The sequence below is a fragment of the Microbacterium sp. 69-7 genome, from assembly GCF_001897985.1.
Classification (GTDB): Bacteria; Actinomycetota; Actinomycetes; order Actinomycetales; family Microbacteriaceae; genus Microbacterium; species Microbacterium laevaniformans.
Genome location: NZ_MKRU01000092.1, coordinates 63,863 through 89,912, shown reverse-complemented (window position 1 = coordinate 89,912; position 26,050 = coordinate 63,863). Strand labels below are relative to the sequence as shown.

Here is a 26,050-nt window from a genome sequence, read left to right as displayed (position 1 = left end):
TCACCGGTCGGGGGTCGCCGAAAGCGACCGCTCGGTGTGTTGTGAGGTCCGTCGCCGGTTCTGTTTGGCGACGTGCGCCGGCGGCGGACCCACGGAGTCTCGTCGAATGACGGGACACTCCATCTGGTGGACGGCATCCACTCCCCCCTCACGGATGCCGAGTGCAACCTCCATCGCCCAGCGGCCCATCTCGTAATGGGGCAGGGCGATCGTGGTCAAGGGAGGGTCTTGTTCGGCGGCGATGAACTGCTGGTCGTCGTAGCCGATGATCGAGATGTCTCCCGGGATCTGCAGTGCGCGCGCGTGGATCGCGGTGTACGCACCGGTCGCCATGCGGTCGTTGAAGCAGAAGATCGCTGTGGGGCGATGATGCTCGGGCAGATCGAGAAGACGGTCGGCGGCCTCGCGACCGCCGCGGTGCGAGGTCTCCCCGTGCACGTGCAGCCGCTCGTCGATCGCGATGCCGGCCTCGGCGAGCACCGCGCGGTAGCCCTGAAGACGGAGGTCGGCGGCGAGAGGCCGGGTGGCGTCCTCGGCCGTGTCGATGTAGGCGATGCGCGTGTGACCGGCGGCGACGAGTTCCCGCGTCGCCGCCGCCCCGCCCTCGCGATCGTCGGGGACGACGCTGGGAAAGCCGACGACGCCATCCGCCGGCCGGCAGTCGAGCAGCACGGTACCCGCGGGCAGGCTGACGTCGGCCGAGACGACCCGATGCCACATCGCGGCGTAGATCAGCGCGTCCACCTGCTGCGCGGTGAGCGCACGGATGGCGGTCTCCTCGACCTCCGTGTCCGAACCGGTGTCGACGAGGAAGACGAGGTGCTCGTTGGCCCGGGCGACGTCCTGAGCGCCGGCGAGCATGCGCCCCGCGAAGGGTGTCGTCGCAATCTGGTCGGAGATCAAACCCACCGTCTTCGTGCGCTGCCGGCGAAGCCCGCGCGCAAGTGCGCTGGGCGCGTATCCGACCGCGGTGGCCGCCGCACGCACGCGGTCGCGGGTCTCTTGGGAGATACGCGACTCGACATCGTTGAGCACGAGCGAGACCGTCGTGACCGACACTCCGGCCGCCGCCGCCACATCGGAGATGCGCACCCGAGCCATGTCATCACTTCCTCGTGATAAATCGATTTATTGTCAGGAGCGATTATTGACGACCGCAGGCCGTTCGTCAAGCACTTCTAGACTTCTCAGCATGAGCACCCCCGACGCCGCGGCATCCGCTCGGCGCACCCCCGCGTCGCACGCCGTCCCGGTGCACAAGGTGCTCAACAACAACGTCGTGATCGCCATCGACGAGTCGGGGCGCGAGCGGGTTCTCATGGGACGCGGCCTCGCGTTCGGACTCAAACCCGATGACGTCCTCGATCCGGCCAAGGTCGAGAAGACGTTCATCCTCGACAACGGCGCCGACGGCGAGCGCGAACGGCGCCTGCTGACCGACGTGCCGTACCCGATCGTCGTATCCGATTCGATGTGGGTGCTCGCCGCCGCGGCGGCGCGCGCGTGGTTCGCGCGCTCACCGAAGCGCATCGAGCGGCTGACCGCGACCGGCGGCGGAATGATGATCGGGCTCGGCGGCATCCTGCTCGTCGCCGGGCCGAAGCACTGAGGTTCGGGCCGGCGACGGTCGCGACACCGGACGTTCAGGCGCACCGGGGAGAATGGATGCCGTGAGCTCCTCGTCGATAACCCCGTCCCGCCGCCGCATCATCTTCATCGACATCGACGGGACGATCCTCGAACACGGGGCCCAGATGTCGGCCTCGACGCCGGTCGCGATCGCCGCCTCGCGCGCGAACGGTCACCTGGTGTACCTGTGCACGGGTCGCTCGGCCGGTGACATCAACCCGAAGGTGCGCGCCATCCCCGTCGACGGCGCCATCACCAACGGCGGCGCCTTCGCCGTCCGCGGCGACGAGCAGATCGTCGCGCACCTCATGCCGCGCCCCCTCGTCGACCGGATGATCGCGTACTTCGAAGAGCACGGTGCGCACTACTTCCTGCAGACCGACGGCACCGTCTACGTCAGCCCCGGCGTGCTCGATCACGCCCGCCGCTTCGTGCGAACCCACCCCCCGGTCGACGAACGCGCAGCGGCCGCCGCCTCGGAGGACGTCGCCCTCCTCAACCACTACCGTCCGCTCGATGAGGTCGACCTCGATGCCGTGGCCAAGGCCACCTTCCTCAGCACGGCCAGCGACACGCTCACCCGCGCCGCCGACGAGCTGGGACCGCAGTTCCATGTGATCCCCGGTTCCATCCCGCTGCCCGGCGGCTCGAACGGCGAGATCTGCCAGCAGGGGGTCAACAAGGGCGCGGCGATCACCGAGGTGCTCGCGGTGCTCGGGATGGATGCCGCCGACGCCATCGGCATCGGCGACAGCTGGAACGACGTCGAGATGTTCCAGGTCGTCGGCACGTCGGTCGCGATGGGCGGTGCCGATCCCGAACTGCAGGCGATGACCGACCTCGTCACCACCGGCGTGCTGGAGGACGGCGTCAGCAACGCCCTGACGCGCCTCGGCCTGATCTGACACCGCGTTTCGACTCGCTCCGCTCGCTCAACGACCGGTGTCACACCTCCGGTCGTTGAGCGAGGAGCGCAGCGACGAGTCGAAACGCAGAGGAGCGCAGCGACGAGTCGAAACGCAGAGGAGCGCAACGACGAGTCGAAACGCAGGGCTCAGAGGAAGATGTCGGGGAACAGCTCGTGGTCGGGTGTCCCCGGCGTCGCGGCGTACTTCGCGAAGTCGGTGACGCCCGCGTCGCGCAGCACCTGTTCCACGATGAGCGTCTGGCCCGTGTACTCCCGCGCCGGACGGGTGAGCACTTCGTACGCCGCGTCGGCGTAGACCTCGGGAGTGCGGCTGACCTTCATCATCCGGTCGCCGCCGAGGGCGAACTGCACGGCGGCCGTGGCGATCGTCGTCTCGGGCCACAGGGTATTGGCGGCGATGCCGTCCTTCGCGAACTCCGCCGCCATCCCCAGCGTCGCCATCGTCATCCCGTACTTGGCGAGGGTGTAGCCGGTGTGCGCACCCAGCCAGCGCGGCGTGATGTTCAGGGGCGGCGACAGCGACAGGATGTGCGGGTTCTCGGCATCCTTCAGGATCGGCACGGCCGCACGGCTGAGCATGAACGTGCCGCGGACGTTGACGTCCTGCATGAGGTCGTACTTCTTCGCGGCGAGCTCGAGCGAGCCCGACAGATCGATCACCGAGGCGTTGTTCACGACGATGTCGATGCCCCCGAACTCGCCGTGGGTCTTCAGCACCGCCGCGGTGATGTCATCGTCGTTGCGCACGTCGCCGACGATCGGCAGTGCCCGCCCACCGGCCGCCTCGATCTCGGCCGCGGCGCTGTGCACGGTGCCGTCGAGCTTGGGGTGCGGAGTGTCGGTCTTGGCCATGAGGGCGACGTTGGCGCCGTCGCGCGCGGCCCGCAGTGCGATGGCGAGGCCGATGCCGCGGCTGCCGCCGGACATGAGGATGGTCTTTCCGGCGAGGCTTGCGTCAGCCATGTCTGTCTCCTTCGTGTCCCACTCGGGGCGTGCGTTGTCCGTGTCCCACTCGGGGCGGGTGTCGTCCCAGAAGAGGTCGTTTCAGGCATCCGATCTCGACCGTTTCTGGGACATGCGGCGGTCAGGTCTGTGAGCTCTTGCGGGATGTCTGGGCGAACGCGGCCACGCGCGCGGCCGCGTCGGGGGTGTCGAATCGCGCGCCGATCGTCTGCGCCTCGTCGGAGAGGTTGTCGGCGAAGGCGCGGCGCGCACCCGCCCGGATGAGGCGCTTGGCCTGCCCGAACGCCGCCGTCGCGTTCTCGAGCCAGAACGACGCGACCTCGCCCGCGCGGGCGGCGGGGTCGGCGGAGAGCTCGGTCACGAGCCCCCAGTCGAGCGCGGTCTCGGCATCGACCGTCTCGTCCTGCAGCAGGAGTCGCAGCGCCCGGGTCTGCCCGATCGCCGCGGGCAGCAGCGTCGAGACGCCGAGGTCGGGGCTCAGACCGATGTTCGCGTACCGGCTGACGAACTTGGCGCGGGGCCCCGCGACGATGTAGTCGGCCGTGAGCATGAGGCCCAGGCCGCCCCCGGCAACGGCGCCCTGCACCGCGGCGACGACGGGCTTGTCGGCTTCGACGAACGTGCGGATGCCGTCGTGGATGATGCCCGCCATCTCCGTCACATCGGCGCCCGAGGCCCCCGAGGTCGACATCTCGATAACGTCGCCGCCCGCGCAGAAGGCCGGGCCCGCGGCATCCATCAGCACCGCCCCGACGGTGTCGTCGGACGTGATCTCGTGGGCGATATCGCGCCAGCGGCGTCCCATCTCGAACCCCATCGCGTTGAGCGAGGCGGGACGGTTGAAGGTGACGCGCGCGAGCGCGCCCTCGCGGGTGTACAGAATCGAGTCGGTCATGGGCGGGTCTCCTTCGTCGGGCGTACTGTATTCAGTCCGGTCGGGGCGGCCACGCTGCCACGCCCGCGGGGTTCCGCTGCCGCCCTGCCTGCAGCGCGTCGCGCAGACTGAGGACGGTACGCGGCGGCGGGCCGACCGGCCGGGCTCACTTCGGCGCCATACGGATCGCGCCGTCGAGGCGGATGGTCTCGCCGTTGAGGTAGCCGTTGCGGACGATCTCGAGCGCGAGCGAGGCGTACTCGTCAGGCCGCCCGAGCCGCTGCGGGTAGGGCACCTGCTGGCCGAGGCTCTGCTGGGCCGCTTCGGGCAGGCCCGCGAGCATCGGGGTCTCCATGATGCCGGGGGCGATCGTGCAGACGCGGATGCCGTAGCGGGCGAGCTCGCGCGCGATCGGCAACGTCATGGCGTGCACCCCGCCCTTGGATGCCGAGTAGGCCGGCTGCCCGATCTGGCCGTCGAACGCGGCGACGGATGCGGTGTTGACGATGACGCCGCGGTCGCCGCCGTCGGTCGGCTCGGTATTCGCGATGGCGGCGGATGCCTGGGAGATGACGTTGTACGTGCCGATGAGGTTGACACGGACGATCTTCTCGAAGTGGGCGAGGTCGGTGGGCGCCCCCTCGCGGTCGAGCACCTTCGCGGGCGGGGCGATGCCGGCGCAGTTGACGACGACGCGGAGGGGGCCGTGCTCGCCCGCGGTGGCGACGGCGGCGGCGACCTGGCCCGGGTCGGTCACGTCGGCGGGGGCGAACGTGCCCCCGATCTCGGCCGCGCGGTCGGCTCCGGGAGATGTGGGCAGGTCGACGATGACGACGTGCGCTCCGGCGTCGGCGAGACGGCGGGCGGTCGCGAACCCGAGTCCGCTCGCGCCACCGGCGACGAGGGCCGATGCTCCGCTGATGTCCATGTGTGCTCTCCTTCGAACTCCTCGTCCAGCCTAGGCGATGGGATCGAGTACCAAAAGCACAGACACCCAGTCCCACAGCATGGAGGGGGTGGCGCCGCCGTCCGATACCGCGTTGACTGGAGCGCATGGACGTGAGGATCAAGCGCGTGTACGAACCGCCAGCACCCGACGACGGCTTCCGTGTGCTCGTCGACCGGCTCTGGCCGCGCGGGCTGTCGAAGGAGCGCGCCGCGATCGACCTGTGGGAGAAGGACGTCGCACCGTCCGACGCGCTGCGGACGGCGTTCCATCACGGGGGCCTGCCGTGGCCCGATTTCGCCGACCACTACCGCGCCGAGCTCGCCGGCGCGCCGGCGCTCGACGAGCTGAGTCGCACCGTCGCGGACCACACGACGACAACCCTCCTGTACGCCGCCCATGACGAGCAGCACAATCAGGCCGTCATCCTGCAGCACCTCCTCACGGACGCCGCGTGAGCACCCCCTCCGCGGATCTGGCCGTTCCCGCCCGGGTCCGCGCGCGCTGCACGAGGCCCTCCCCGTCGACGACTGCCCCTTCGACTGGTCCCTCCCGACGCGGATCGTGGATGTCGACATCGCCGTCGCCGCGATGAGCACGACGCGGAACTGCGGACCCGGGTGGGAGCGCACGCTCATCGACGCGTACGGCATCGCCCCCGACAGCGAGCGTCTCGCGTACTACCGAGACCTCTGGAACGCGACGTGACGGCGCGGCAGGATGACCCCATGACCCACCCGCTGATGTTCGACGAGGCCGATCCGCTGCTCGGTCGAGTGCGTGGCATCCACCCGCGAATAACCACTCGTGCTTCGAATCGCCGTAGCTTTTGCGCGAAACGCGTCGTGACTCGCGAAACGCGTGGTGACTCGCGAAACGCGTGGTGACTCGCGAAACGCGTGGTGACTCGCGGATCGGGCGGTGACTCTCGGGTCGGGTGACGACCCGCCGCGCGAACGCGCGGCATCCTTCCCCCCGGATGGATGCCGCGCGTCCGCGGTGTGCGTCAGGTCAGCGCACGTCCTCGTTGACCCAGTCCATCGACTTCTGGACGGCCTGCTTCCAGAGGCGCAGCTGACGCTCGCGCTCGGCGACGTCGTCGTTCGGCGTCCAGCGCTTGTCCTCCTGCCAGTTCGCCCGCAGCTCGTCGAGGTCGTTCCAGAAGCCGACCGCGAGTCCCGCCGCATACGCCGCGCCGAGCGCCGTCGTCTCGGCGACGACGGGGCGGACGACCGGCACACCGAGGATGTCGGCCTGGAACTGCATGAGCGTGTCGTTGGCGATCATGCCGCCGTCGACCTTCAGCTCGGTGAGGTCCACACCCGAGTCCGCGTTGACGGCATCCAGCACCTCGCGCGTCTGGAAGGCCGTGGCCTCCAGCGCGGCACGGGCGATGTGGTTGCGGTTCGCGAAGCGGGTGAGACCGACGATCGCGCCGCGGGCGTCGGGACGCCAGTACGGCGCGAACAGGCCCGAGAATGCCGGGACGAAGTACACGCCGCCGTTGTCCTCGACCTTGGCGGCGAGCTCCTCCACCTCGGGGGCGGAGGAGATGATGCCCAGCTGGTCGCGCAACCACTGGATCAGCGATCCGGTGACGGCGATCGATCCCTCGAGCGCGTAGTGCGCGGGCCCGTCGCCCAGCTTGTAGCCGACGGTCGTGAGCAGGCCGTTCTCGCTCTTCACGATCTCGGTCCCCGTCTGGAAGATGAGGAAGTTGCCCGTGCCGTACGTGTTCTTGCTCTCGCCCGCGTCGAACGCGGCCTGACCGAAGGTCGCCGCCTGCTGGTCGCCGAGGATACCGGCCACCGGGGTCTCGCGCAGCAGCGAGGTGTCGCGCGCCTCGCCGTAGACCTCGCTGGAGGAGCGGATCTCGGGCATCATCGAGCGCGGCACACCGAAGTCGGCGAGGATGTCGTCGCGCCACTCGAGCGTCTTCAGATCCATGAAGAGCGTGCGCGAGGCGTTCGTGACGTCGGTCGCGTGCACGCCGCCGTCGGGTCCGCCGGTGAGGTTCCAGAGCACCCACGTGTCGGTCGTGCCGAAGATCAGGTCACCGGCTTCGGCCTTCTCGCGCGCCCCCTCGACGTTCTCGAGGATCCAGACGATCTTCGTGCCCGAGAAGTACGTGGCCAGCGGCAGGCCCACGATGTCCTTGTAGCGCTCGACTCCCGCGTCGCCCGCGAGCCGGTCGACGATGGGCTGGGTGCGCGTGTCCTGCCAGACGATCGCGTTGTACACCGGGATGCCGGTGTTCTTGTCCCACACGACGGCGGTCTCACGCTGGTTCGTGATGCCGACCGCGGCGATGTCGTGCCGTGTCAGGTTCGCACGGCCGAGCGCGATGCCGATGACCTCGCGCATGTTGTCGCGGATCTCGATCGGGTCGTGCTCGACCCAGCCGGCGCGCGGCATGATCTGCTCGTGCTCCTTCTGGCCGACGGAGATGATCGAGCCCTTCTTGTCGAAGACGATCGCGCGGCTGGAGGTGGTGCCCTGGTCGAGGGCGATGATGTAGTCACTCATGAGTGGACGTCCTTGTCTAGGTGTCTGTGTTGAGGATCGGGAACGGATCAGATGTGCGCGAGGTGCAGCAGCGCCGGAGCGGCGAGCGCGGCGATCGTGCCACCGAGCAGCGGGCCGACGACGGGGACCCACGCGTACGACCAGTCGCTGGAACCCTTGCCCTTGATCGGCAGGATCGCGTGCGCGATGCGGGGACCGAGGTCACGGGCGGGGTTGATGGCGTAGCCGGTCGGGCCACCGAGCGAGGCGCCGATGCCGACCACGAGGAGGGCGACGGGGACGGCGGTGAGCGGGCCGAGGGCGCCCGGCGTGCCGATCTGGACGTCACCGTAGTCGGCGAACGCGAAGATGACGAACACGAGCACGAAGGTGCCGATGACCTCGGTGACCAGGTTCCAGCCGTAGGAGCGGATGGCGGGACCGGTGGAGAAGACGCCCAGCTTGGTGGCCGCGTCCGGCTCTTCGTCGAAGTGCTGCTTGTAGGCGAGCCAGCAGAGCACGGCACCGATGAACGCACCGACCAGCTGCGCGGCGATGGCCACGAAGAACTGTGCGACGCCGATCTTCCCGGCGATCAGCAGCGCGATCGACACCGCGGGGTTCAGCTGCGCACCGGAGTACGACGAGACCAGCACCCCCGCGAACACCGCCAGACCCCAACCCCAGTTGATCATCAGCGTGCCGCCGCCGAAGCCCTTCGACTTGGCGAGAATGACGTTGGCGACGACGCCACCGCCGAGCAGGAGCAGCATCGCCGTCCCGACGAGCTCTGACACGAAGTAGAGCCCGAGATTGATGTCTTGCATGTCAGCATTGACCTTTCTGCAGAGGTTCCCCCGGCGACGCCGCCGGGCGGGAAGAATGACCTGAAGGGGATGCCGGCGTCAGGCCGCGCCGGATTCTAGAAGCGGCTCCTCCTGCCTCTCATGCGCTCAAGGGCGCAAGGTGGGAGGTCTCGACGTCGATGCGGTGCCGCTCCTGGAGCACGCGGGCCGCGTCGTCGATCTGGGCACGAGTGGTATCGGCATCCCATCCGAGAACCGGGGCCGCCGCCTCGGCGACCTCGGCGAGGGTCTCGGCGGTGACACCACCGACGAAGGCGATGTGCGTGCGGCGCAGGAGCAGATCGATGAGCGTGACCACCTCCTCGCGCTCGGCCAGGAAGGCGATCTCCTCCGCCGAGTAGCCCGGGGCGTGCTCGAGCGGACGCTGGTTGACCGGCAGCGTTGCGAGCATCTCGGTGGCGTAGGTGCCGTAGCGCTCCAGCATGCGATCGGCGAAGGCGGCACTGTGGGCTCCGCGGTGAGCTTCGAGCCAGCGGGACCGGTCGGCGTCGGTGCGCGGGTATCCGGCGCCGCCGCCGATCGCGAGGTCGAGCGTCGAGATCCGACGCGGGCGTCCGAGAGCGGCGAGCACCTCGGTGGACAGGTGCTCGGCGAGGGCGCGGAAAGTCGTCCACTTCCCCCCGACCAGGCTCATCACCGGAACGCCGGCGGCCCCGCCCAGCCGCGCCTTCTCGATGCGGTAGTCGCGCGACACGAAGCCGGGCGCGACGTCGTCGTGACGCGGCAGCGGACGGATACCCGAGAACGTGTAGACGATCTGCGAGCGGTCCACCGCGATGTGCGGGAAGACCTGGGCGATGAGATCGAAGAAGTACGAGATCTCGTCGTCGGTGCAGACGGTCGGAGTCGAGGGGTCGGCGTCGATGTCGGTCGTGCCGACCATCACGCGGCCCTTCAGCGGGTAGATCAGCACGATCCGGCCGTCGGCCGCCTCGAAGAAGATCTCGTTGCCGCGGGTCGCCTCCAGCAGCTCCGGGTTCTCCAGCACGATGTGCGAGCCCTTCGTCCCCCCCATGAAGCGGGTGGGGGCACCCAGAGCGCCATTGGTGATGTCGGTCCACGGCCCACTCGTGTTGACGACGACGTCGGCAGTGAAGGGGAACTCCTCGCCGGTGACGGCGTCGCGGATGATGACCGCCGTGCCGTCGGCGGCGACGACGGGCGCGTAGTTCGCGGCGCGCGCGGACTCTTCCCGGGCGCCGTCGCGCAGCACGTCGAGCGCGAGCCGCTCGGGGTCGTGCATCGAGGCGTCGTAGTAGGTCGCGGTGTAGCGGAACCGGTCGTCGAGGTCGGGGAACAGCTCGCGCGAGCGCCGGCGGCCGTGGAAGCGGTGGCGCGGCACGGCACCCCCGTCGCGCGAGAAGGTGTCGTACATCACGAGGCCGAGCTTGATCAGCAGCGCACCGCGCTCGCTCGGCTTGCCGCGACCGTGCGTGACGAGCAGGCGGAAGGGGGCGGTGAGGATGCCGGAGATGGTGCGGTGGATCGGAATCGTCGTGGGCAGCGGGCGCACGAAGTGGGGCGCGTTGCGCACGAGTCGGTTGCGCTCGGTCACCGATTCCTTCACGAGGCGGAACTCGCCGTTCTCCAAGTAGCGCACACCGCCGTGGATCATGTGGCTGGATGCCGAGGAGGCGCCGCTGACATAGTCATCGCGTTCGACGAGAGCGACGTCGACGCCTTGCAGGGCGAGGTCGCGGAACGTCGCGATCCCGTTGATCCCACCCCCGATGATCAGGACATCCGCATGGGGACGGTCCTTCAGGGCCTGGATGTTCGGACGGATCGTCGCCTTCGACTCGGTCATCGCACTTCCTTCCGCGGCTTCGCAGTGTCTCGCCGCGCGTTTTTCACGGTGGAACGGATCTACACTGAAACGTCGGTGAACGAACGCGCAAACGATCTGAACATACGTGCATCGTAGCCCGCACTCTGCACGAATGTGCATGATCAGGAGGACCCGTGAGCATCGAAACCGACGCCGAGGCGCGAGCCCGGGACGCGCTGCACGCCGCACAGCTGTACTACGTGCAGGACCAGACGATGGAGCAGATCGCCGCCGAGATGAAGCTGTCGCGATCGTCGGTCTCGCGCCTGATCGCGCACGCCCGTGAGATCGGCCTGGTGGAGATCACGGTCCATTCGCCGCAGGAGGCCACGAGCGTCGTCGCCCGGCGGCTGTCCGAGCGCTACGGCATCTCCGTGCATGTCGTCAGCACGCCGCCGCGCTCGACCGACGCCGAGCGTCTGGAGCGCACCGCGCGCACCGCGGCGCACGTCCTGTCGACCACGCTCGACCCGCAGGCGAGCATCGGCATCGCCTGGGGCGCGACGGTGTCGGCGATCGCCCGCCACCTGCCCACCAAACGGTTGCACGAATCGCAGATCGTGCAGATGAACGGCGCCGCGAACGAGTCGACCTCCGGCATCAGCTACTCGGGTGCCATTCTGGAGCGCTTCGGCCAGGCGTTCGGCACGGACGTCCAGCAGTTTCCCGTGCCCGCCTTGTTCGACGACCCGCATACGAAGCAGCTGCTGTGGCGAGAGCGCTCCATCCGCCGCGTGGTGGACGCGCAGGCGCGCGTGCAGGTGTTCGTGTTCGGGCTCGGCTCGCCCCAGGCGGACGTTCCCTCGCACGTCTATGCCGGCGGCTACCTGACCGGCGAGGATCTGCGGGTGCTGCTGCGCGACGGCGTCGTCGGCGACTGCGCCACGGTGTTCTACCGGCTGGATGGCTCGACCAGCGGCATCGAGCTCAACGATCGCTCGAGCGGTCCGTCGTTCGACGTCATCCGCCGCATCCCCCGTCGCCTGTGTGCGGTGTCGAGCCTGTCGAAGATCGACGCGCTGCGCGGCGCGCTGGCGGCCGGGCTCATCACCGAGCTGGTCGTCGAGGAGGCTCTCGCCCGCCGCATCGTGGAGCTGCCGCTCAGCGCGGCCCGAGGATGAAGTTCCACGTGCCCGCCGCAACCGCGGCCGACACCGAGACGGCGGAGATCGCGACGCCCACCGCCACGAGCATCCACTCGCGCCTGCCGAAGCGGGAGGCGCGAGCCCACGTGCGGCGGCCGGGAGCGCCAAAGCCGCGCGCCTCCATCGCGGTGGCGAGCTTGGAACCGCGGCGGATGGAGAGCACGAGCAGCGCGAAGGCCATGCCGGCGAAGCGGCGAACACGCCCCTGATCGGCGATGCCGCGTGCCCGGCGGGCGAGTTCCAGAGCCCTCCAGTCCTCGAGGAACAGTCCGACCATGCGCAGGCCCGCCAGCGCGCCGAGCACGAACCGTGCGGGCAGGCGCCACACCTGGGCCAGGCCGTCGGCGAGATCAGTGGGATCGACGGTGACGAACAGCACGACCGAGGGCAGGGCCACGGCCAGCACGCGGAAGAAGGTCGCGACCGCCAGCGCGAGCGACCCCTCGCTGATGCGCAGGACGAACCATTCGACGTAGACCTGCCCGGACGCCGCGCCGTAGAGCGCGATCGTCAGCGCCGTCAGCGGCGCCGCCACCCACACGGGCCAGGTCCGCATCCGGAACTCGCGCCACCGCAGCCCCGCGAACACGAACAGGACGCTCTCCAGCGCCAGCGCGACCGCGGCCGACACCCAATCCAGCGTCACGATCAGCGGCAGGGCGATCACCGCGCTGGCGGCGAGTTTGGCGACGGGATTGACCCGCGCGATGACGCCGGGCCGGGTGCGGGTGTCGGCGGCGAGCATGCTCATGCCGCGGCATCCGCAGTCAGCGCGAAACGCCGGGCGTGGAGCGCATCGACGACGGCCTCGTCATGGGTGATCGCCACGATGGCCGACCCCTCGTCGCGCAGGCGGGCCAGCAGCGCGACCAGCTCCGCCCACGTGCGCGCGTCCTGACCGAAGGTCGGCTCGTCCAGCACCAGGACGCGGGGGGCGGTGGCGAGGACGGCGGCGACGGTGAGCCGGCGCTTCTCCCCTCCCGAGAGCGTGTACGGGTTGGCGGCGGCCAGCGCGGTCAGCCGCAGCCGCTCCAGCAGCTCGTCCACGCGGGCGGCAGACGCGACCTCGTCCATTCCGAGCGCGCGCGGCCCGACCTCGAGCTCGCCGCGTACCGACCGGGCGAGCAGCTGATGCTCCGGGTCCTGGAAGACGGTGCCGATACGGGTGAGAAGCTCACGTGAGCGCCACGCGATCGGTGTCGGCGCGGCGCCGGCGGCGAGCGTCGCCGAGGCCGACAGGTCGCCGGATGCCGGCCGCAGCAGTCCCGCGAGAGTGAGGCCGAGAGTCGACTTGCCGGCCCCGTTGGGCCCCGTGATGGCGAGCGCCTCCCCGGCGCGGACCTCGAGATCGATGCCCGTGGCGACCGGCACGCCGCGCACGCGCGCGACGGCCAGGCCCCCCGCGCGCAGCAGGTCGTCGCCCGCGGCTGCGGCGGGCGGAGGCGGCACCGCCGCCGGGATGCCGGGAACCCAGACACCCGCGTCGGCGAGCTCGGCCGCCCGCGCGCCGAGCACATCCTGCGGCGGACCGTCGGCGAGGAGCCCGTCCGCCCCGAGCACGATCACCCGGTCCACGAGCGGGAGCCACACGTCGACCCGATGCTCCACGACCACGAGCGTCGCCCCGGTGCCGTCGAGAACGCGCCCCACAGCGTCGCGGACGTCGGCGACACCGGCCGGGTCGAGATTGGCGGTCGGCTCGTCCAGCAGGAGCAGGCCCGGCCGCATGGCCAGCGCGCCGGCGAGCGCGAGCCGCTGCTTCTGCCCGCCCGACAGCGCCTGCGTCGGCCGGTCGATCTCGACGTCGAGCCGCACGGCATCCAGTGCCGCGTGCACGCGCGGCCAGATCTCCTCACGCGGCACACCGAGGTTCTCGCAGCCGAACGCGACGTCGTCACCCACTCGCGCGAGGATCACCTGCGCGTCGGGATCCTGCAGCACGAGGCCCGCCCGGCCGCGGTTCTGCGCGGCCGGGACGCCGTCGATCAGCAGTGCTCCCGCCGACTCGCCCTCCTCGTCGCCGCCGAGCACGCCCGCAAGCCCCTGCAGCAGGGTCGACTTGCCCGCGCCGGAAGCACCGAGCAGCAGCACGCGTTCGCCGGGTTCGATGCGAAACGACACGTCGCGCACCGCCCAGGCCCGGCGTGACGCGTGCCGCCAGCCCCATCCCTGGGCGCTGACCGTGACCGGCGCGACCGGCCCGCCGAGGTCGACGGCCACGCTCAGACGAGGTCGCGGCGTTCGCGCCCCGCGGCGAAGCGATCCAGCGCACCGGTCGCGGCGAGACCGCGCGCGAGCACCCACGAGAGGGCACCGGCGATGACGGCGCCCGAGATGGTGGTGCAGATCAGGTAGATCACCGTGAACGCGGCGTCGGCCCCGGCGTACCAGAGGATCAGATTGTTGATGCCCCCCGCAAGGGCAGCCCCGGCGCCGGCGAGGATGGCGACGGGGAGCTTCCACGCCCGGTAGAAGAACAACAGGAAGACGAGCTCGGCTCCGAGACCCTGAACGAGTCCCGCCTCGAGGGTCAGGAAGCCGCCCCACTGGTTGCCGACGAGGGCCGAGACGACGGCCGCGAGCGTCTCGGTGTAGATCGCCGCTCCCGGCTTGCGGATGAGGAGAGCACCCAGCACGCCGGCGAACAGCCACGGGCCGTCCAGCAGGCCCTGCATGCCGGGCAGCAGGGGTTCCAGCAGGCTCTTCGGGCCGAGGTAGCCGACGTTCCAGAGCAGGAAGATCAGGCCCGACGCGACGCCGATGACACTGGCGACGACGATGTCGACGACTCTCCAGCGCAGACGGCCGACGCCGACGGCGGAACGGGATGCCGCGGCATCCGACGAGGTGACGGTGGACGGGGACGCAGACGCGTGCATATTCTCTCCTCCCTGCGCCGGCATGATCCGGATCAGGTTCGACGGTCGAAGCGTGGATCGCTTCCTCTCAGCCCGGCTCACCGGACTCCCGTGGTTGTGCGCTCGAGTATAGCGGCGAACGGGTACGTTGAGCGGGTGACCTCGGACGACGCGCCCCCGCCGTCGCGCCGCGCGCTGCGGGAGAGCACCGCCCCGACCGAGACCATCGTCGTCCGCAATCGCGCGGGCCGCCGCGCGCTCGCCTGGGTCGACGACGAGACCGTCACCGACGCGGTCGATACGCCGATCGCGGGCGGTGCGGCTCCCGACCTGCTTGCTCGACGCCCGCGACGCTCCCCGCTGCGCGCCGGCGTCGTCGTGCCGTTGCTCACCGCCATCGGCGTCTGCGGCGCCTACGCGGCCGCGACGCTGCTCTGGCCGCTCTGGGCCGTGGCGCCGACCGTGCGGGAGATCACGCCCGACGGACCGGTGGCGACCGTGTCGGCCGTGGCGTGGCCGTCCGCGGGCGCCGGCGCCGTCGGCGTCGCGGGATTCGAGGCCGTCGCGGCATCCTCGAGCGCACCCGTCTCGATGGCGAGCATCTCCAAGGTCGTCACCGTCCTGATGATCCTCGACGAGATGCCGCTGAGCGTCGGACAGCCCGGGCCGGAGTTCACCTTCACCTCGCGCGACCGCCAGACGTACTGGGACTATCTGGCGGACGACGAGTCGGCGCTGGATGTCCCCGTCGGAGGCACGCTCACCGAGTACCAGATGCTGCAGGGCATTCTGATGGGGTCGGCGGGCAACTACACGAATCGACTGGCCAGCACCCTCTGGCCGACCGACGAGGTCTTCGCCCAGGCCGCGCGAGCATGGCTGGACCGGCACGGCCTCGGGGCCATCACGCTGTCGGAGCCGACGGGAATCGACCCCGCCAACACCGCCGAGCCGGCCGCTCTGGTGGCGCTGGCGCAGCTCGCCCTCGCCAACCCCGTGGTGGCCGAGATCGCACGCACTCGCAGCGTCGAGCTGCCCGGGGCGGGCGAGGTCGCCAACACGAACGACCTGCTCAGCGACCCCGGCGTGGTCGGGCTCAAGACGGGCAGTCTCGCCGACTCCTACAACCTCCTCGCCGCGAAGGACATCACGGTCGGCACCACGACGGTGCGGGTCTACGCCACGGCGCTCGGTCAGCCCACCGGCGAGGCGCGGGACCAGGAGACGGCGCGCCTGCTGACGGAGGTCGCGGCGGAGGTCTCGACGCCCAAGACCATGCCGGCCGGCACCCTCGCCGGCGTCGTCAGCACGGCATGGGGCGCGACGGCGAACATCGTGACGGATGCCGACGCGGCCGTGATCCTCTGGAACGGTGCCGCCGCGACGGCGACGACCACCCTCGACCTCGGGAGCGCCCGAACGGCGAACGCCCCCGTCGGCCAGGTCCTCGTGCGCGGACCTCTGGATGCGGTCACCGTGGGCGTCCATCTGACCGCGAACATCCCCGACCCCGACGCGTGGTGGCGGCTCACCCATCCCCTGCAGCTGTGGGGTCTCGCCGGCTGAGCCCCTCAGAACGGCCAGATCAGCGGGACGTAGAGCACGGCGACGGCGAGATACACGACCATCAGGGGCAGCCCCAGCTTGCCGTAGTCGCCGAACCGATAGCCGCCGGGCTGCATCACCATGAGATTGACGGGCGTCGCGACGGGGGTGAGGAAGGCCGCCGCACCGGCGACCGTCAGCGCCATCATGAACGGCTGCACGCTGACGCCGAGCGTCTGCGAGATCGCGACGGCGATCGGGATCACCACCAGGACCGTGGCGACGTTCGAGATGAACTGTCCGAGCACCATGGTCAGCAGGCACAGCACGAGCAGCGCCACCTGCGGTGAGCCGGAACCGATGACGCGCAGCACGGCGGCGGCGACGACGTCGGCGGCGCCCGTGGACACGAAGGCGGAGGACAGGGGGATCATGCCGGCGATGAGGATGACCGTCGTCCACGAGATGGACCGATAGGTCTGCGGGACGGTCAGCACACCGGTGAGCACGAGAGCGCCGGCGGCCAGCAGTCCCGCCACCGGGGCCGGGACCAGACCGGTCGCCAGGAGCACGACCATGACCGCGAGGATGCCGATCGCGCGCTTGGCCCCGCGCCCCCAGGGCACCGCGCGCTGCAGCGTCTGCGGCGGCGTGACCGCGATGACGTCCGGCGACTGCGCGTAGCGCGTCAGTGCCGCCCACGGTCCCTGGACGAGCACCGCGTCGCCCGCCTGCAGCACGAGAGCGCCGGCGACGCCGGTCCCCCGCGACGCGTTCGGTCCGTCGTCGTCTCCGCGGCGCACCGCCAGGATCACCAGGTTCTCGTCGCGTGTCGTCATTCCCACCGACACGGTGCGGCCGATGAGCCGCGAGCGCGGCGCGACGAGCACCTCGGCGACACCCTCCCGCACGCTGAACAGGCGCGCGGTGTCGAGGTCGACGTCGTAGCTGTCGCGGAGAGTCTGCGCGTGCTCTCGCGGATCGGGGGCGAGGTCGGCCAGCCGCTCCGCGGTGCGGGCCGGGAGCAGGCGTCCGCCGCCGAGCGCGACGATCGCGACGGTCAGCAGCACGAGGGGGATGCCGGCGAGAGCGAACTCGAAGAAGCCGAACTCCCGGCCTCCGGCGGCGACCGCAGCCTCGCTGACGACGATGTTGACCGGGGTCCCGGTGAGGGTCAGCAGCGACCCGGCGCTCGCGGCGAAGGCGAGCGGGAGGAGGAGCTTCGAGGGGAGGATGCCGGCGCGGACCGCCACCACGACGACGACCGGCAGCAGCGCGGCCACCGCGCCGTTGATCGAGATGAAGGCCGTGAGCACGGCGGCCAGCAGACCGATGATCACGGTGAGGCGCGCTCTGCCCGTGCCCGCGCGGGTGACGACCTGGTGGCCCAGCCATGCCGTGACGCCGGTGGCATCCAGCGCCTCACTGACCACGAACAGGGAGGCGATGAACAGCACCGTCGGATCGCCGAATCCGGCGAAGGCCTCGCCCAGCGTGAGCACGCCGGTCGCCCAGAGCGCGAGGGCGACCCCGACCGAGACGAGGGCCAGCGGCACCCGTCCGCTGACGAAGGCGACGACGGCGAGCCCGAGGATCACGAAGGTCCAGCCGGCGGGGTCCATGTCCTCACCCTAGACGGCGCCCGCGCGCCGCTCAGCGGATCACACGAAGCGCACGGTCTGCTGCAGGCGTGTGCGCACATCGAACAGCTCGTTGCCGCCGATGTCGCGGGCCCCGGTCAGGCCCCGCCGGAGCACTGTCGCCAACGCCGAACGGGCGACGACCGCGACCGGCAGCGAGCGCACCTTGCCGATCTCCTCGATCGCGCTGACGACGTCGTCGTCGGGCAGCACCACGATCGCGCCGCTGAAACGGACGCGCGCTGCGCGCGCCAGCACGCGCGCCCCCGCGACCAGGTCGGCGATCGGAGAACCCTCGACACCGTCACCGATCAGCTCACCGCGGCGCAGCCGCACCGGACCACCGAGATCCTCGCTGAGCAGAGCGTAGAGGCCGCTGGGTCCCAGCACGATGTGATCGACCTTCAGCGACGGATCACGCGGGTCGACGGCGACGTCGTGCCACACCGTGTACCCCATTCCCAGGTCGCCGATGACACGCGCGCTGGCCTCTTCGGCGAGGGCATCCGCGAGCATCCGCTTCAGCTCGCGCGGGGCCGCGCGCACCAGCGCCGGGTCGTAGGGGTCGGGCAGCTCGGTGCCGCGCCCCGCCCACTCGCGGATGAGATCGAGGTAGCGCTCGCGGCGCCAGCCCCCGGGCTGACCGAACGAACGCGCCCGCGGGCGCGTGTCGGCCGGTCGCGACGGCGGACGCCAGCTCGTGCCGGCGCCGCTGCCGTCACCGTCGGCGCCGTCCGGACCGTATGCCGGCGCCGAGGCGCCGAAACCGTGACCGCGATCGTAGGCGCTCCGGGCATCCGGCGTGCCGACGAGCTCCCACGCGCGCTGCACGTGGACGAAGAGCGCGGCATCGCCGCCGGTGTCGGGGTGGGTCTGACGCAGCCGCAGGCGATACGCCTTGCGGAGCTCGTCGTCGGCGGCATCCGCGGCGACCCCGAGCACCTCGTAGGCGGACGCGGATAGGGGACTGTCGAACACGGGACCTCTCAGCGCTTCTCGGTGCGACGGGCGTACGCCGCGGCGCTGCGACTGGACAGGGCGAGCAGCACGAGGATGTCGAGTGCCAGGGCGGGCAGGGTCGTGAACAGCGTGATCTCCTGATCGCGCGCCCACCAACTCGCGAAGGCGCTGGCGATGGACAGGGTGGCGACGCTCATCACCGCGACGCGTGCGAGGTTGCTGCCGAAGAACAGCAGGATCACGCACACGAGCTGGATCACCACGGCCGCACCGAGCACGACGAGCAGGACCGCGAGAGAGGCGTCGGCCAGATCAGGGGTGACATCGCCGCCGTCGAGATCGAGGACGATCTGGTTCGCGTACCCCGTCCAGTTCACCGCGAGCTCGACCATCGAGGCGATCCCGACGAGCGCGCTCAGCAGCACCAGCGCGGCACCGGTCACCGTCGTCGACGGCCGCGGCATCTTCGGGTCATGGGCGATCGGCTGCAGCAGCCGGGTCACCGGCTCGTAGGACGGCCGCCGCTCGGGCCGCACGTGCCGCTGCCCGCTCATGCGACGGCCTCCGCGGAGATGCGCACGGCGCGCACGTCGACCACGGGCAGGTCGCCATCGGTGCGGATGCTGTCCCCGCCGCCGTTGCGGGCGTGGTAGCCCGTGGAGAAGTCCGCGATCACGTCCACCCGCACGGCCGGCTCGCCGGTTCGGAGAGTGGCGACGATGTGATCGGGCTCGACGTCGGTGTCGGCGTCGATGCGGTGGGTGACCTGCAGGGTGAACAGCGACAGCCCGACCGAGGTGTCGAACGTGCCCGCCGCCAGCCAGTCGACGCGGCGGCCCCCCGGCAGCAGCCACCCGTCCGGACATTTCCAGAAGCGCACGTGGTGGCGCTGCGCCGGGTTGCCGTCGACCTCTTGCTGATAGGCGAAGTCCTGCTGACGACCGAAGAGGAACAGGGGGCTCACCGGGGCTTCGTGGTAGCTGCGGCGACGCAGGGTCGAGGTGACGATGCGCCAGGACGACGCGAAGGTGACGGGATCGGCCTTGGTCCACCCCGAGGCCCGCATCACCCGCTCGATCTGCTCGCCGTCTCCCAGGAAGGCGAGGTTCACAGGGTCGCCGAGAAGCCCGTCGCTCGTACGGGCGCGACCGATGAAGTAGTCGGGCACGTAGATCGTCGTCAGGATCCGGTGCAGTCGGGGCAGCACGAGGTAGGCCAGCAGCAGCCAGAACAGCAGGAAGCCGAGGATGCCCCACCACCCGACCGTCAAGCTCTCGGTGAACCCCAGATAGGCGAGCCAGATGGCCGCCAGCCCCGCGAAGACGAAGAAGAACTGGTCGATCGCGACGCCGATCGACCACCTGCGGTGCGCGCGCGTGCGCGTCATCGCGGCGCCCACAGCGCCAATGGCGGCTCGAACGCCAGCGCCCGCTCGGCCAGCCCGTCCTCGAGGTCGGCGAGCGCGGCCGGATGCCAGTGCGGGTCGCGGTCCTTGTCGACCAGCTGCGCCCGGATGCCCTCGGGCAGATCGGGCTGCGTCTGGGCGAACCACAGTACGAGGCCGTACTCCTGCGCGAGCGCGGCTCGAAGATCCGGCAACCGCCGGGCGGCACGGACGGCGGCCAGCGTGACGGTCAACGCGGTGGGCGCGAGCGCCGCGAGCGTCTCGGCGGTGGCCGCGGCATCCGCCTCGGGCCGCGCACGCAGCCGCGCGATGATCTCGGCGACGGTGTCGGCGGCGAAGGCATCGTCGATCCACGAACGGGCCGCGACGAGCCGCGACGGCCCCGGCGTCTCGTCGAACAGCAGCACGATCTCGGCCGGGGTCGCCGGATCGGCACGATCGGCGAGCGCGGCGCGGAGGTCTCCGATCCGCTCGCTCGGCACCAGCGCATCGGCGAAGCCGGCGGCGAGGGCGTCCGCGGCATCCATCGACTCACCGGTGAGCGCGAGATACTCGCCGAGCCGCCCTGGCGCGTGCGCCAGCAGCCACGAGCCGCCGACGTCCGGGGTGAAGCCGATGCGCGTCTCGGGCATGGCCAGCCGCGAGCGCTCGGTGACGACGCGGACCGCCGCATGGCCTGCCAGTCCGATGCCACCACCCATCGTCACGCCGTCGGCGACGACGACGACCGGCTTCGGATACGTGGCGATACGCAGATTCAGGGCGTACTCGGCGCGGAAGAAGTGCGCCGTCTCCTCGACGCGTCCCGCGAGGATCCACTCGCGAAGGCCCCGCACGTCTCCCCCGGCGCACAGGCCGCGCTCGCCCGCTCCGTCGAGGAGCACCACCTCGATGTCGGCGTCGTGCTCCCAGCGATCCAGGGCATCGGAGATGATCTCGATCATGCCCAGGTCGAGTGCGTTGATGGCCCGCGGACGGTTGAGGGTCAGGTGACCCACTCCCCGGACGGTGCGGACCAGCACGGTGGGTTCGGCGGCATCGCTCACGCTCGCAACGTTACCCGCGCCGTCGGTCTCGGCGCCTCCCGCGCGGGCACCCGGCCGGCGCGGGCCGATCGGGCAGGATGGAGGCAACGGCCGACGATGGTCGGCGATGACGAGAGGATGACGATGCCCGAAGGACACCTCCTCGAGTTCCGTGGGGTCACGAAGACATTCGGTGCGGTCCGCGCCGTCGACGACTTCACCGCCCGCGTCGAGCCCGGACGGGTCACCGGCTTCCTCGGCCCCAACGGCGCGGGCAAGACCACGTCGTTGCGCATCCTGCTCGCGCTCGTGCGCGCCACCTCGGGCAGCGCCACCATCGGCGGCCGGCGGTACTCGGAGCTGCCGCACCCCCTGCAGACGGTGGGCGCCGCGCTCGAGGCCTCCAGCTTCCATCCCGGGCGCACCGCCGCCGGCCACCTCACCGTCGCCGTGCAGGCCGCCGGGCTCCCGCGCGGACGAGTGGACGAGGTCCTGGGCCTCGTGGGGCTCGCCGACGCCGCCGGTCGCAAGGTGGGCGGTTTCTCGCTCGGCATGCGACAGCGCCTCAGCCTGGCCTACACGCTGCTCGGAGACCCCGGCGTGCTGGTGCTCGACGAGCCCGCGAACGGTCTGGACCCCGAGGGGATCAAGTGGCTGCGCGGCTTCCTCGGCCAGCTGGCCGGCGAGGGACGAACGGTGCTGGTGTCCTCGCACATGCTCGCCGAGGTGCAGCAGACGGTGTCGGCGCTGCTGGTCATCTCCCGCGGCCGGCTCGTGTTCGAGGGCGATATCGGCGACCTGGTCGGCGCGGACGACGTGGCGACGGTCATCGATGCCCCCGACCGCACGGCGCTGGCGAATGCTCTGGATGCCGCGGGCATCGCGTACACGCCCCTGCGCTCGGGCTTCTCCGTGCGCGGCGCCGAGCCGGCCCATCTCGGTGCCATCGCTGCGGCGGCCGGAGTCGCCCTGTCGCACCTGCAGCGGCGCGGCCCGGTGCTGGAGGAGGTGTTCCTCGAATTGGTGAACGGCACGCGGGTGCAGGCGCCGACGCCGGCGGCTCCGGCGGCATCGGCTCCGGACCCGCTCACGCCGCCGCTCACGGCCGCTGCCGTTCCGGCCGCGGCCGCACCGGAGGACGCAGAGCCGGGCGTCGAGGACGCCGAGTACATCCACGCGGTCGAGGACGACCCCAGCGACACGGTCGCCGCCGAGGAAGGAGACCCGCGATGAGTCTCGTCAACGCGTCCCGGTCGGAGCTCACGAAGCAGTTCACCACGGCGATGTGGTGGGTTCTCGCCGTCGTGCTGCTCGCCTATGTCGGCGTGACCGCCGGCGGCCTGTCCGCCGTGTTCGGCGCGGTCGCGAGCGGCACGCTGCCCGGCGGCACGACGAGCGGTGCCCGGGTGTCGCCGACGAGCCTTCCTCCGCTCATCTACAGCCTCGCCACCTCGGTCGGCTACGTCTTCCCCCTGCTCATCGGCACGCTGCTCGTGACGAATGAGTTCCGGCACAAGACGCTGACGCCGACGTTCCTGGCCACGCCGCGACGCGGGATCGCCCTCGTCGGCAAGCTGGCCGCCGCAGTCGTCATGGGCGTGCTGTACGCCGCCGTCGCGCTCGTCGCGGCGGTCGGGATCGGAGCGGCGGCGCTCGCCGCGTTCGGCGTCGACACACGGCTGGGCGAGACCGACACCTGGGCGATGATCGGGCGCATCGTGGCGAGTTTCGTTCTGTGGACGCTGATCGGCGTCGGCGTGGGCACGCTGGTGCGCAATCAGGTCGCCGCCGTCGTCGGCGTGCTGGCGTTCACGCAGTTCGTCGAGCCCATCGCGCGCACCGTGGCGACGCTGGTCGACGGCGTGTCGGGGGTGACCGCCTACCTGCCGGGTGCGGCCTCGGACGCCCTGGTCGGCTCCAGCATCTACGCGACGATGGGCGCCGGCGGGGCTGTCCCTCTCGCGTGGTGGGGCGGAGGCATGGTCCTGCTCGGCTATGCCGTGGTGTCCGTCGGCCTCGGCTATCTGACGAGCTGGCGGCGCGACGTCGCCTGACCCGCCGTCAGGAGTCGGCGAGTTCGACGACGTCCGACGCGTCGTCGCCGTCCAGACGCAATGCCTGGACGAGGGCGACGCCGTGACGAGTCGTCAGCACGAGGCGTTCGAACTCGGCATCCTCGGACAGATCGACGACCACCGCCGGGCGACGTCGGCGCACCAGCACGAAGTCGTTGCCGCTCGCGGAGCGCCAGGTTCCCATCGCGACGGTGCCGCGCACCTGCGTGCCGGGGCTGGGCACTCCGCGCAGCCAGGTCCAGGCGTCGTCGGTCAGCTGCACCCGGAGGATGTGAGACCTGTCGACGCGCACGCTCTCCGATCGCCGCGACAGGGCGCGTTCGACGCCCGACAGCACGACCTCGAGCTGCGTCGAATCGAGCAGCAGGGTCACCATGACTTCAGTCTGCCAGCGCGACCATGTGCGGATGCTCACAGCCCCGCAACGATCCGGTCTCGGCGCGGGCGATATCGTGGAGCGTCGGCGACGATGCGCCGGCGTCACCCGACACGGAATCCCCGATGCCTCGATTCGATCTCGATCTCCCCGCCCTCGAAGCGTTCCGTCCCGCGGTGCGCGAGCCGGCCGACTTCGACGAGTTCTGGGCGCGGACGATCGCGCAGTCGCGCGCCGTCGGCGGCGAGATCATCGTCGAGCCGGTGGAGACCGTGCTGAGCACCATCGACGTGTTCGACGTGACGTTCCCGGGGTTCGCCGGCGAACCCGTGAAGGCATGGCTGCACACGCCCCGACGCTCCGACGACGCCGCGGCACTGCCGACGGTCATCGAGTTCAACGGGTACGGCGGAGGTCGCGGGCTTGCGACCGAGCGGCTCGGCTGGGCCTCGGCCGGCTACGCGCATCTGTTCATGGACACGCGTGGACAGGGATCCACCTGGGGCGCTCCGGGCGCGACACCGGATCCGCACGGCACGGGACCCTCGACCAACGGTTACATGACCCGCGGCATCGAATCGCCCGAGGACTACTACTACCGCCGCGTGTTCACCGACGCGGTGCGCCTCATCGACGCCGCCCGCACCCTTCCCCGGGTGGATGCGGCGCGCATCGCCGTCACCGGTGGCAGCCAGGGCGGCGGCATCACGCTGGCCGCGGCCGCGCTGAGCGAGGGCCTCGTCGCGGTCATGCCCGACGTGCCGTTCCTCTGCCATTTCGAGCGCGCGATCGGGATGACCGACCGCGAGCCGTACCACGAGGTGGTGCGCTACCTGTCGGTGCACCGGGGCGCCACGCAGCGGGTGCTCGACACGCTCTCCTATTTCGACGGCGTCAACTTCGCTCGCCGCCTGGGTGCGCCCGCGCTGTTCTCCGTCGGCCTGCTCGACCCGGTGTGCCCACCCTCGACCGTCTTCGCCGCCTACAACCACGTCGACCGCGGCGACAAGCAGATCCGCGTCTACGACTTCAACGAGCACGAAGGCGGTCAGGCCTTCCAATGGGAGGAGCAGGCGCGCTTCCTCGCGCAGATCCTCGGCTGAGGTCCGTGCGCGGACCGCGCGTCAGAGGTGGAACTCGTCCTTGGCGTGCGGCAGGGGGAAGTTCGACACCGCGGTGATGAGCCCCTCGACGGTCTGCTCCCGCGCCACCGCGCTCACGCCGAGACCCACCTTGCGGGCGTCCTTCGCGGTGCGCGGTCCGATGGCGGCGATCACGGTGGCGTCGGGGATCTCCGGGAACTGCAGCCGTACCTGTTCGGCGACCGAGCCGCTGGTGACGAGGATCGCGTTGATACGGCCACTCGCGACGTCGTGGGCGATCCGCTCGGTGACCGGCACACCCACCGTGCGGTAGGCGACGACGCTGCGCACGCCGTGCCCCGCCTCGGTGAGGCGGCGCGTGAGCACCGGCTTGGCGATCTCGCTGCGCAGCGTCAGGATGCGCCGCGGCGCGGGCTCGAGCTCGATCAGCTGCGAGGCCATCCCGGCCGCCGAGTTGTCCTCGTCGGGGACGAGGTCGACGCGATAGCCGACCGCGGCGAGCGCCGCGGCCGTCGTCTCGCCCACCGCGGCGACGCGAGTGGAGGCGGGGATGACGGCGCGGTAGGCGTAGAGGACGTCGACCGTGGTGGCGCTGGTGAGGGTCACCCAGTCGAAAGCCCCGGCGGCGAGATCGGCGAGCGCCTGCTCGAGCGTTGCCTGATCGGTCGAGGGCGCGAAGTTGATGAGGGGAGCGATGACCGGCACAGCACCCTGCGCCCGCAGCGTCGCCGCCACGGAGTCGCCCCAGGGCCCCCCGCGCGGAACGAGCACACGCCACCCCTTGAGGGGCTTGGCGGCGTGCGGATCAGGAATCATGCTCGACTTTCGTGATGCTCAGTCGGGACGCACGGTTTCGCGCATCCGGCAACGGCGCTCGTGCACGCAAGAACGCGATGGCTGCGCGGCTCGGGTCGTCGTTGCCGGCAGCTTGCGCACCATTGCCGCTGCCTGAGACACGAGCATACCCCGGGCGACGCATAGCTCGAACACGGGGTTGACAGCGCCCGCGGCGCGGGTCAGAACGCGCGCGGGCGCGCCCCACGGGTACTCAGCGCGTGTAGGCGCGGACGATTCCCCAGACGGTCAGTCCCACGACGGCAGCCGCACCGAGCACGGCGAGCGAGGCCTGCGTGGGATTGCGCCGCGCGAAGCGACGCGCGTCGGCGACCCCGCGATGGGTGGCCTGCGCGACCCGCTTGGGCACGTTCGCCTTGACCTCGATCGCCGCCAGAGCGGCCTTCAGCTCCGCACGCGCGCTCTCCACCGGATCGGTGATGCCGAGGGCGACGGCGGTGCGCGGAATCAGCTGGTCAGAACTCATCGGCCACGTCCTTCACGATGCGCGCGTCGACCTTCACGGCGTCGACGGGGTTGGTCGA

General features: G+C 70.9%; 26 protein-coding genes, 2 pseudogenes and 1 riboswitch. Of the genes and pseudogenes, 10 read left to right on the top strand and 18 right to left on the bottom strand.

The window, feature by feature from the left end:
* A complete protein-coding gene (locus BGN98_RS10960; RefSeq protein WP_288121404.1) occupies positions 1 to 1,101 on the bottom strand; it encodes a LacI family DNA-binding transcriptional regulator in 1,101 nt (366 codons plus the stop codon).
* On the opposite strand from BGN98_RS10960, the pseudogene BGN98_RS14770 reads away from it, so the two are divergent.
* From BGN98_RS14770 to BGN98_RS10945, 3 genes and pseudogenes are all read left to right on the top strand, one after another.
* Positions 1,085 to 1,390 (top strand): annotated as a pseudogene (locus tag BGN98_RS14770) (CAT RNA binding domain-containing protein); the annotation flags it as partial. The gene BGN98_RS10960 and the pseudogene BGN98_RS14770 sit on opposite strands and share 17 nt — an antisense overlap.
* A 66-nt stretch (positions 1,391 to 1,456) precedes the next feature.
* Positions 1,457 to 1,609: pseudogene (locus BGN98_RS10950) on the top strand (LysE family translocator); the annotation flags it as partial.
* A 61-nt stretch (positions 1,610 to 1,670) separates the two neighbouring features.
* Positions 1,671 to 2,534, top strand: coding sequence for a Cof-type HAD-IIB family hydrolase (locus BGN98_RS10945; RefSeq protein WP_288121403.1), 864 nt, complete (start codon positions 1,671 to 1,673; stop codon positions 2,532 to 2,534).
* Positions 2,535 to 2,683: 149 nt separating this feature from the next.
* Here the strand turns inward: BGN98_RS10945 and BGN98_RS10940 are convergent, their stop codons facing one another.
* The 3 genes from BGN98_RS10940 to BGN98_RS10930 all read right to left on the bottom strand — a co-directional run bounded on the left by BGN98_RS10940 (position 2,684) and on the right by BGN98_RS10930 (position 5,322).
* A complete protein-coding gene (locus BGN98_RS10940; RefSeq protein WP_288121402.1) occupies positions 2,684 to 3,520 on the bottom strand; it encodes an SDR family oxidoreductase in 837 nt (278 codons plus the stop codon).
* 121 nt (positions 3,521 to 3,641) lie between these two features.
* Complete coding sequence (locus BGN98_RS10935; protein ID WP_036285647.1) at positions 3,642 to 4,415, bottom strand: enoyl-CoA hydratase/isomerase family protein; 774 nt, start codon at positions 4,413 to 4,415, stop codon at positions 3,642 to 3,644.
* A gap of 145 nt (positions 4,416 to 4,560) precedes the next feature.
* Positions 4,561 to 5,322 carry an SDR family NAD(P)-dependent oxidoreductase gene (locus BGN98_RS10930; RefSeq protein WP_036285649.1) on the bottom strand — a complete coding sequence of 254 codons (762 nt, stop codon included), beginning with the start codon at positions 5,320 to 5,322 and terminating at the stop codon, positions 4,561 to 4,563.
* 125 nt (positions 5,323 to 5,447) lie between these two features.
* Between BGN98_RS10930 and BGN98_RS10925 the strand changes: the two genes are divergently transcribed.
* Complete coding sequence (locus BGN98_RS10925; protein ID WP_036285651.1) at positions 5,448 to 5,798, top strand: DUF488 domain-containing protein; 351 nt, start codon at positions 5,448 to 5,450, stop codon at positions 5,796 to 5,798.
* A 106-nt stretch (positions 5,799 to 5,904) separates the two neighbouring features.
* Complete coding sequence (locus BGN98_RS10920) at positions 5,905 to 6,048, top strand: hypothetical protein (RefSeq protein WP_502687832.1); 144 nt, start codon at positions 5,905 to 5,907, stop codon at positions 6,046 to 6,048.
* A gap of 303 nt (positions 6,049 to 6,351) precedes the next feature.
* Here BGN98_RS10920 and glpK read toward each other — a convergent pair whose 3' ends face one another.
* The 3 genes from glpK to BGN98_RS10905 form a co-directional block, all read right to left on the bottom strand.
* On the bottom strand, positions 6,352 to 7,866 hold the full coding sequence (gene glpK, locus BGN98_RS10915) for a glycerol kinase GlpK (protein ID WP_288121401.1): 1,515 nt from the start codon (positions 7,864 to 7,866) through the stop codon (positions 6,352 to 6,354).
* Positions 7,867 to 7,913: 47 nt separating this feature from the next.
* Positions 7,914 to 8,672: an MIP/aquaporin family protein gene (locus BGN98_RS10910; RefSeq protein WP_016464114.1), complete on the bottom strand. Its 759-nt coding sequence runs from the start codon at positions 8,670 to 8,672 to the stop codon at positions 7,914 to 7,916.
* Between the two features lie 118 nt (positions 8,673 to 8,790).
* On the bottom strand, positions 8,791 to 10,518 hold the full coding sequence (locus BGN98_RS10905) for a glycerol-3-phosphate dehydrogenase/oxidase (RefSeq protein WP_288121400.1): 1,728 nt from the start codon (positions 10,516 to 10,518) through the stop codon (positions 8,791 to 8,793).
* 155 nt (positions 10,519 to 10,673) lie between these two features.
* On the opposite strand from BGN98_RS10905, the gene BGN98_RS10900 reads away from it, so the two are divergent.
* The gene (locus tag BGN98_RS10900) at positions 10,674 to 11,660 is read left to right on the top strand and encodes a sugar-binding transcriptional regulator (RefSeq protein ID WP_288121399.1); all 987 of its coding nucleotides are present in this window, start codon (positions 10,674 to 10,676) and stop codon (positions 11,658 to 11,660) included.
* On the opposite strand, the gene BGN98_RS10895 is transcribed toward BGN98_RS10900, so the two are convergent.
* The 3 genes from BGN98_RS10895 to BGN98_RS10885 form a co-directional block, all read right to left on the bottom strand.
* The gene (locus tag BGN98_RS10895; RefSeq protein ID WP_288121398.1) at positions 11,641 to 12,435 is read right to left on the bottom strand and encodes an energy-coupling factor transporter transmembrane component T family protein; all 795 of its coding nucleotides are present in this window, start codon (positions 12,433 to 12,435) and stop codon (positions 11,641 to 11,643) included. The two genes, BGN98_RS10900 and BGN98_RS10895, sit on opposite strands and share 20 nt — an antisense overlap.
* Positions 12,432 to 13,904, bottom strand: a complete 1,473-nt coding sequence (locus BGN98_RS10890; RefSeq protein WP_502687831.1) for an ABC transporter ATP-binding protein — start codon at positions 13,902 to 13,904, stop codon at positions 12,432 to 12,434. Before BGN98_RS10890 ends, BGN98_RS10895 begins: the two co-directional genes overlap by 4 nt.
* A gap of 2 nt (positions 13,905 to 13,906) precedes the next feature.
* A complete protein-coding gene (locus BGN98_RS10885) occupies positions 13,907 to 14,563 on the bottom strand; it encodes an ECF transporter S component (RefSeq protein WP_288121397.1) in 657 nt (218 codons plus the stop codon).
* A riboswitch (TPP riboswitch) is annotated at positions 14,556 to 14,665 on the bottom strand. (Overlaps the previous gene by 8 nt.)
* A gap of 33 nt (positions 14,666 to 14,698) precedes the next feature.
* Here BGN98_RS10885 and BGN98_RS10880 point away from each other — a divergent pair.
* The gene (locus BGN98_RS10880; protein WP_288121396.1) at positions 14,699 to 16,108 is read left to right on the top strand and encodes a D-alanyl-D-alanine carboxypeptidase; all 1,410 of its coding nucleotides are present in this window, start codon (positions 14,699 to 14,701) and stop codon (positions 16,106 to 16,108) included.
* Between the two features lie 5 nt (positions 16,109 to 16,113).
* Here BGN98_RS10880 and BGN98_RS10875 read toward each other — a convergent pair whose 3' ends face one another.
* Genes BGN98_RS10875 through BGN98_RS10855 form a run of 5 tightly spaced genes read right to left on the bottom strand, consistent with a single transcriptional unit; the run spans position 16,114 to position 21,138 of the window.
* On the bottom strand, positions 16,114 to 17,709 hold the full coding sequence (locus tag BGN98_RS10875) for an SLC13 family permease (RefSeq protein WP_061683868.1): 1,596 nt from the start codon (positions 17,707 to 17,709) through the stop codon (positions 16,114 to 16,116).
* 39 nt (positions 17,710 to 17,748) lie between these two features.
* A complete protein-coding gene (locus tag BGN98_RS10870; protein ID WP_288121395.1) occupies positions 17,749 to 18,705 on the bottom strand; it encodes a J domain-containing protein in 957 nt (318 codons plus the stop codon).
* 8 nt (positions 18,706 to 18,713) lie between these two features.
* Positions 18,714 to 19,241, bottom strand: a complete 528-nt coding sequence (locus BGN98_RS10865; RefSeq protein ID WP_288121394.1) for a hypothetical protein — start codon at positions 19,239 to 19,241, stop codon at positions 18,714 to 18,716.
* Complete coding sequence (locus tag BGN98_RS10860; protein ID WP_288121393.1) at positions 19,238 to 20,074, bottom strand: LssY C-terminal domain-containing protein; 837 nt, start codon at positions 20,072 to 20,074, stop codon at positions 19,238 to 19,240. Before BGN98_RS10860 ends, BGN98_RS10865 begins: the two co-directional genes overlap by 4 nt.
* Positions 20,071 to 21,138: an enoyl-CoA hydratase/isomerase family protein gene (locus BGN98_RS10855; protein ID WP_288121392.1), complete on the bottom strand. Its 1,068-nt coding sequence runs from the start codon at positions 21,136 to 21,138 to the stop codon at positions 20,071 to 20,073. The genes BGN98_RS10860 and BGN98_RS10855 overlap by 4 nt, the downstream gene beginning before the upstream one ends.
* A 123-nt stretch (positions 21,139 to 21,261) precedes the next feature.
* Between BGN98_RS10855 and BGN98_RS10850 the strand changes: the two genes are divergently transcribed.
* Together BGN98_RS10850 and BGN98_RS10845 are read left to right on the top strand one after the other, a co-directional pair.
* Positions 21,262 to 22,350, top strand: coding sequence for an ATP-binding cassette domain-containing protein (locus BGN98_RS10850; RefSeq protein WP_288121391.1), 1,089 nt, complete (start codon positions 21,262 to 21,264; stop codon positions 22,348 to 22,350).
* Positions 22,347 to 23,171, top strand: a complete 825-nt coding sequence (locus BGN98_RS10845) for an ABC transporter permease (RefSeq protein WP_288121390.1) — start codon at positions 22,347 to 22,349, stop codon at positions 23,169 to 23,171. The genes BGN98_RS10850 and BGN98_RS10845 overlap by 4 nt, the downstream gene beginning before the upstream one ends.
* 7 nt (positions 23,172 to 23,178) lie before the next feature.
* Here BGN98_RS10845 and BGN98_RS10840 read toward each other — a convergent pair whose 3' ends face one another.
* Positions 23,179 to 23,568 (bottom strand): hypothetical protein, encoded by a 390-nt coding sequence (locus BGN98_RS10840; RefSeq protein WP_005047872.1) that lies wholly within the window; start codon positions 23,566 to 23,568, stop codon positions 23,179 to 23,181.
* A 125-nt stretch (positions 23,569 to 23,693) separates the two neighbouring features.
* On the opposite strand from BGN98_RS10840, the gene BGN98_RS10835 reads away from it, so the two are divergent.
* Positions 23,694 to 24,671 carry an acetylxylan esterase gene (locus BGN98_RS10835; RefSeq protein ID WP_288121389.1) on the top strand — a complete coding sequence of 326 codons (978 nt, stop codon included), beginning with the start codon at positions 23,694 to 23,696 and terminating at the stop codon, positions 24,669 to 24,671.
* A 21-nt stretch (positions 24,672 to 24,692) separates the two neighbouring features.
* Here BGN98_RS10835 and BGN98_RS10830 read toward each other — a convergent pair whose 3' ends face one another.
* Both BGN98_RS10830 and BGN98_RS10825 read right to left on the bottom strand, forming a co-directional pair.
* Positions 24,693 to 25,487 (bottom strand): uroporphyrinogen-III synthase, encoded by a 795-nt coding sequence (locus BGN98_RS10830; protein WP_288121388.1) that lies wholly within the window; start codon positions 25,485 to 25,487, stop codon positions 24,693 to 24,695.
* A 232-nt stretch (positions 25,488 to 25,719) separates the two neighbouring features.
* Positions 25,720 to 25,992: a hypothetical protein gene (locus BGN98_RS10825; protein ID WP_288121387.1), complete on the bottom strand. Its 273-nt coding sequence runs from the start codon at positions 25,990 to 25,992 to the stop codon at positions 25,720 to 25,722.
* Positions 25,993 to 26,050 lie beyond the last annotated feature (58 nt).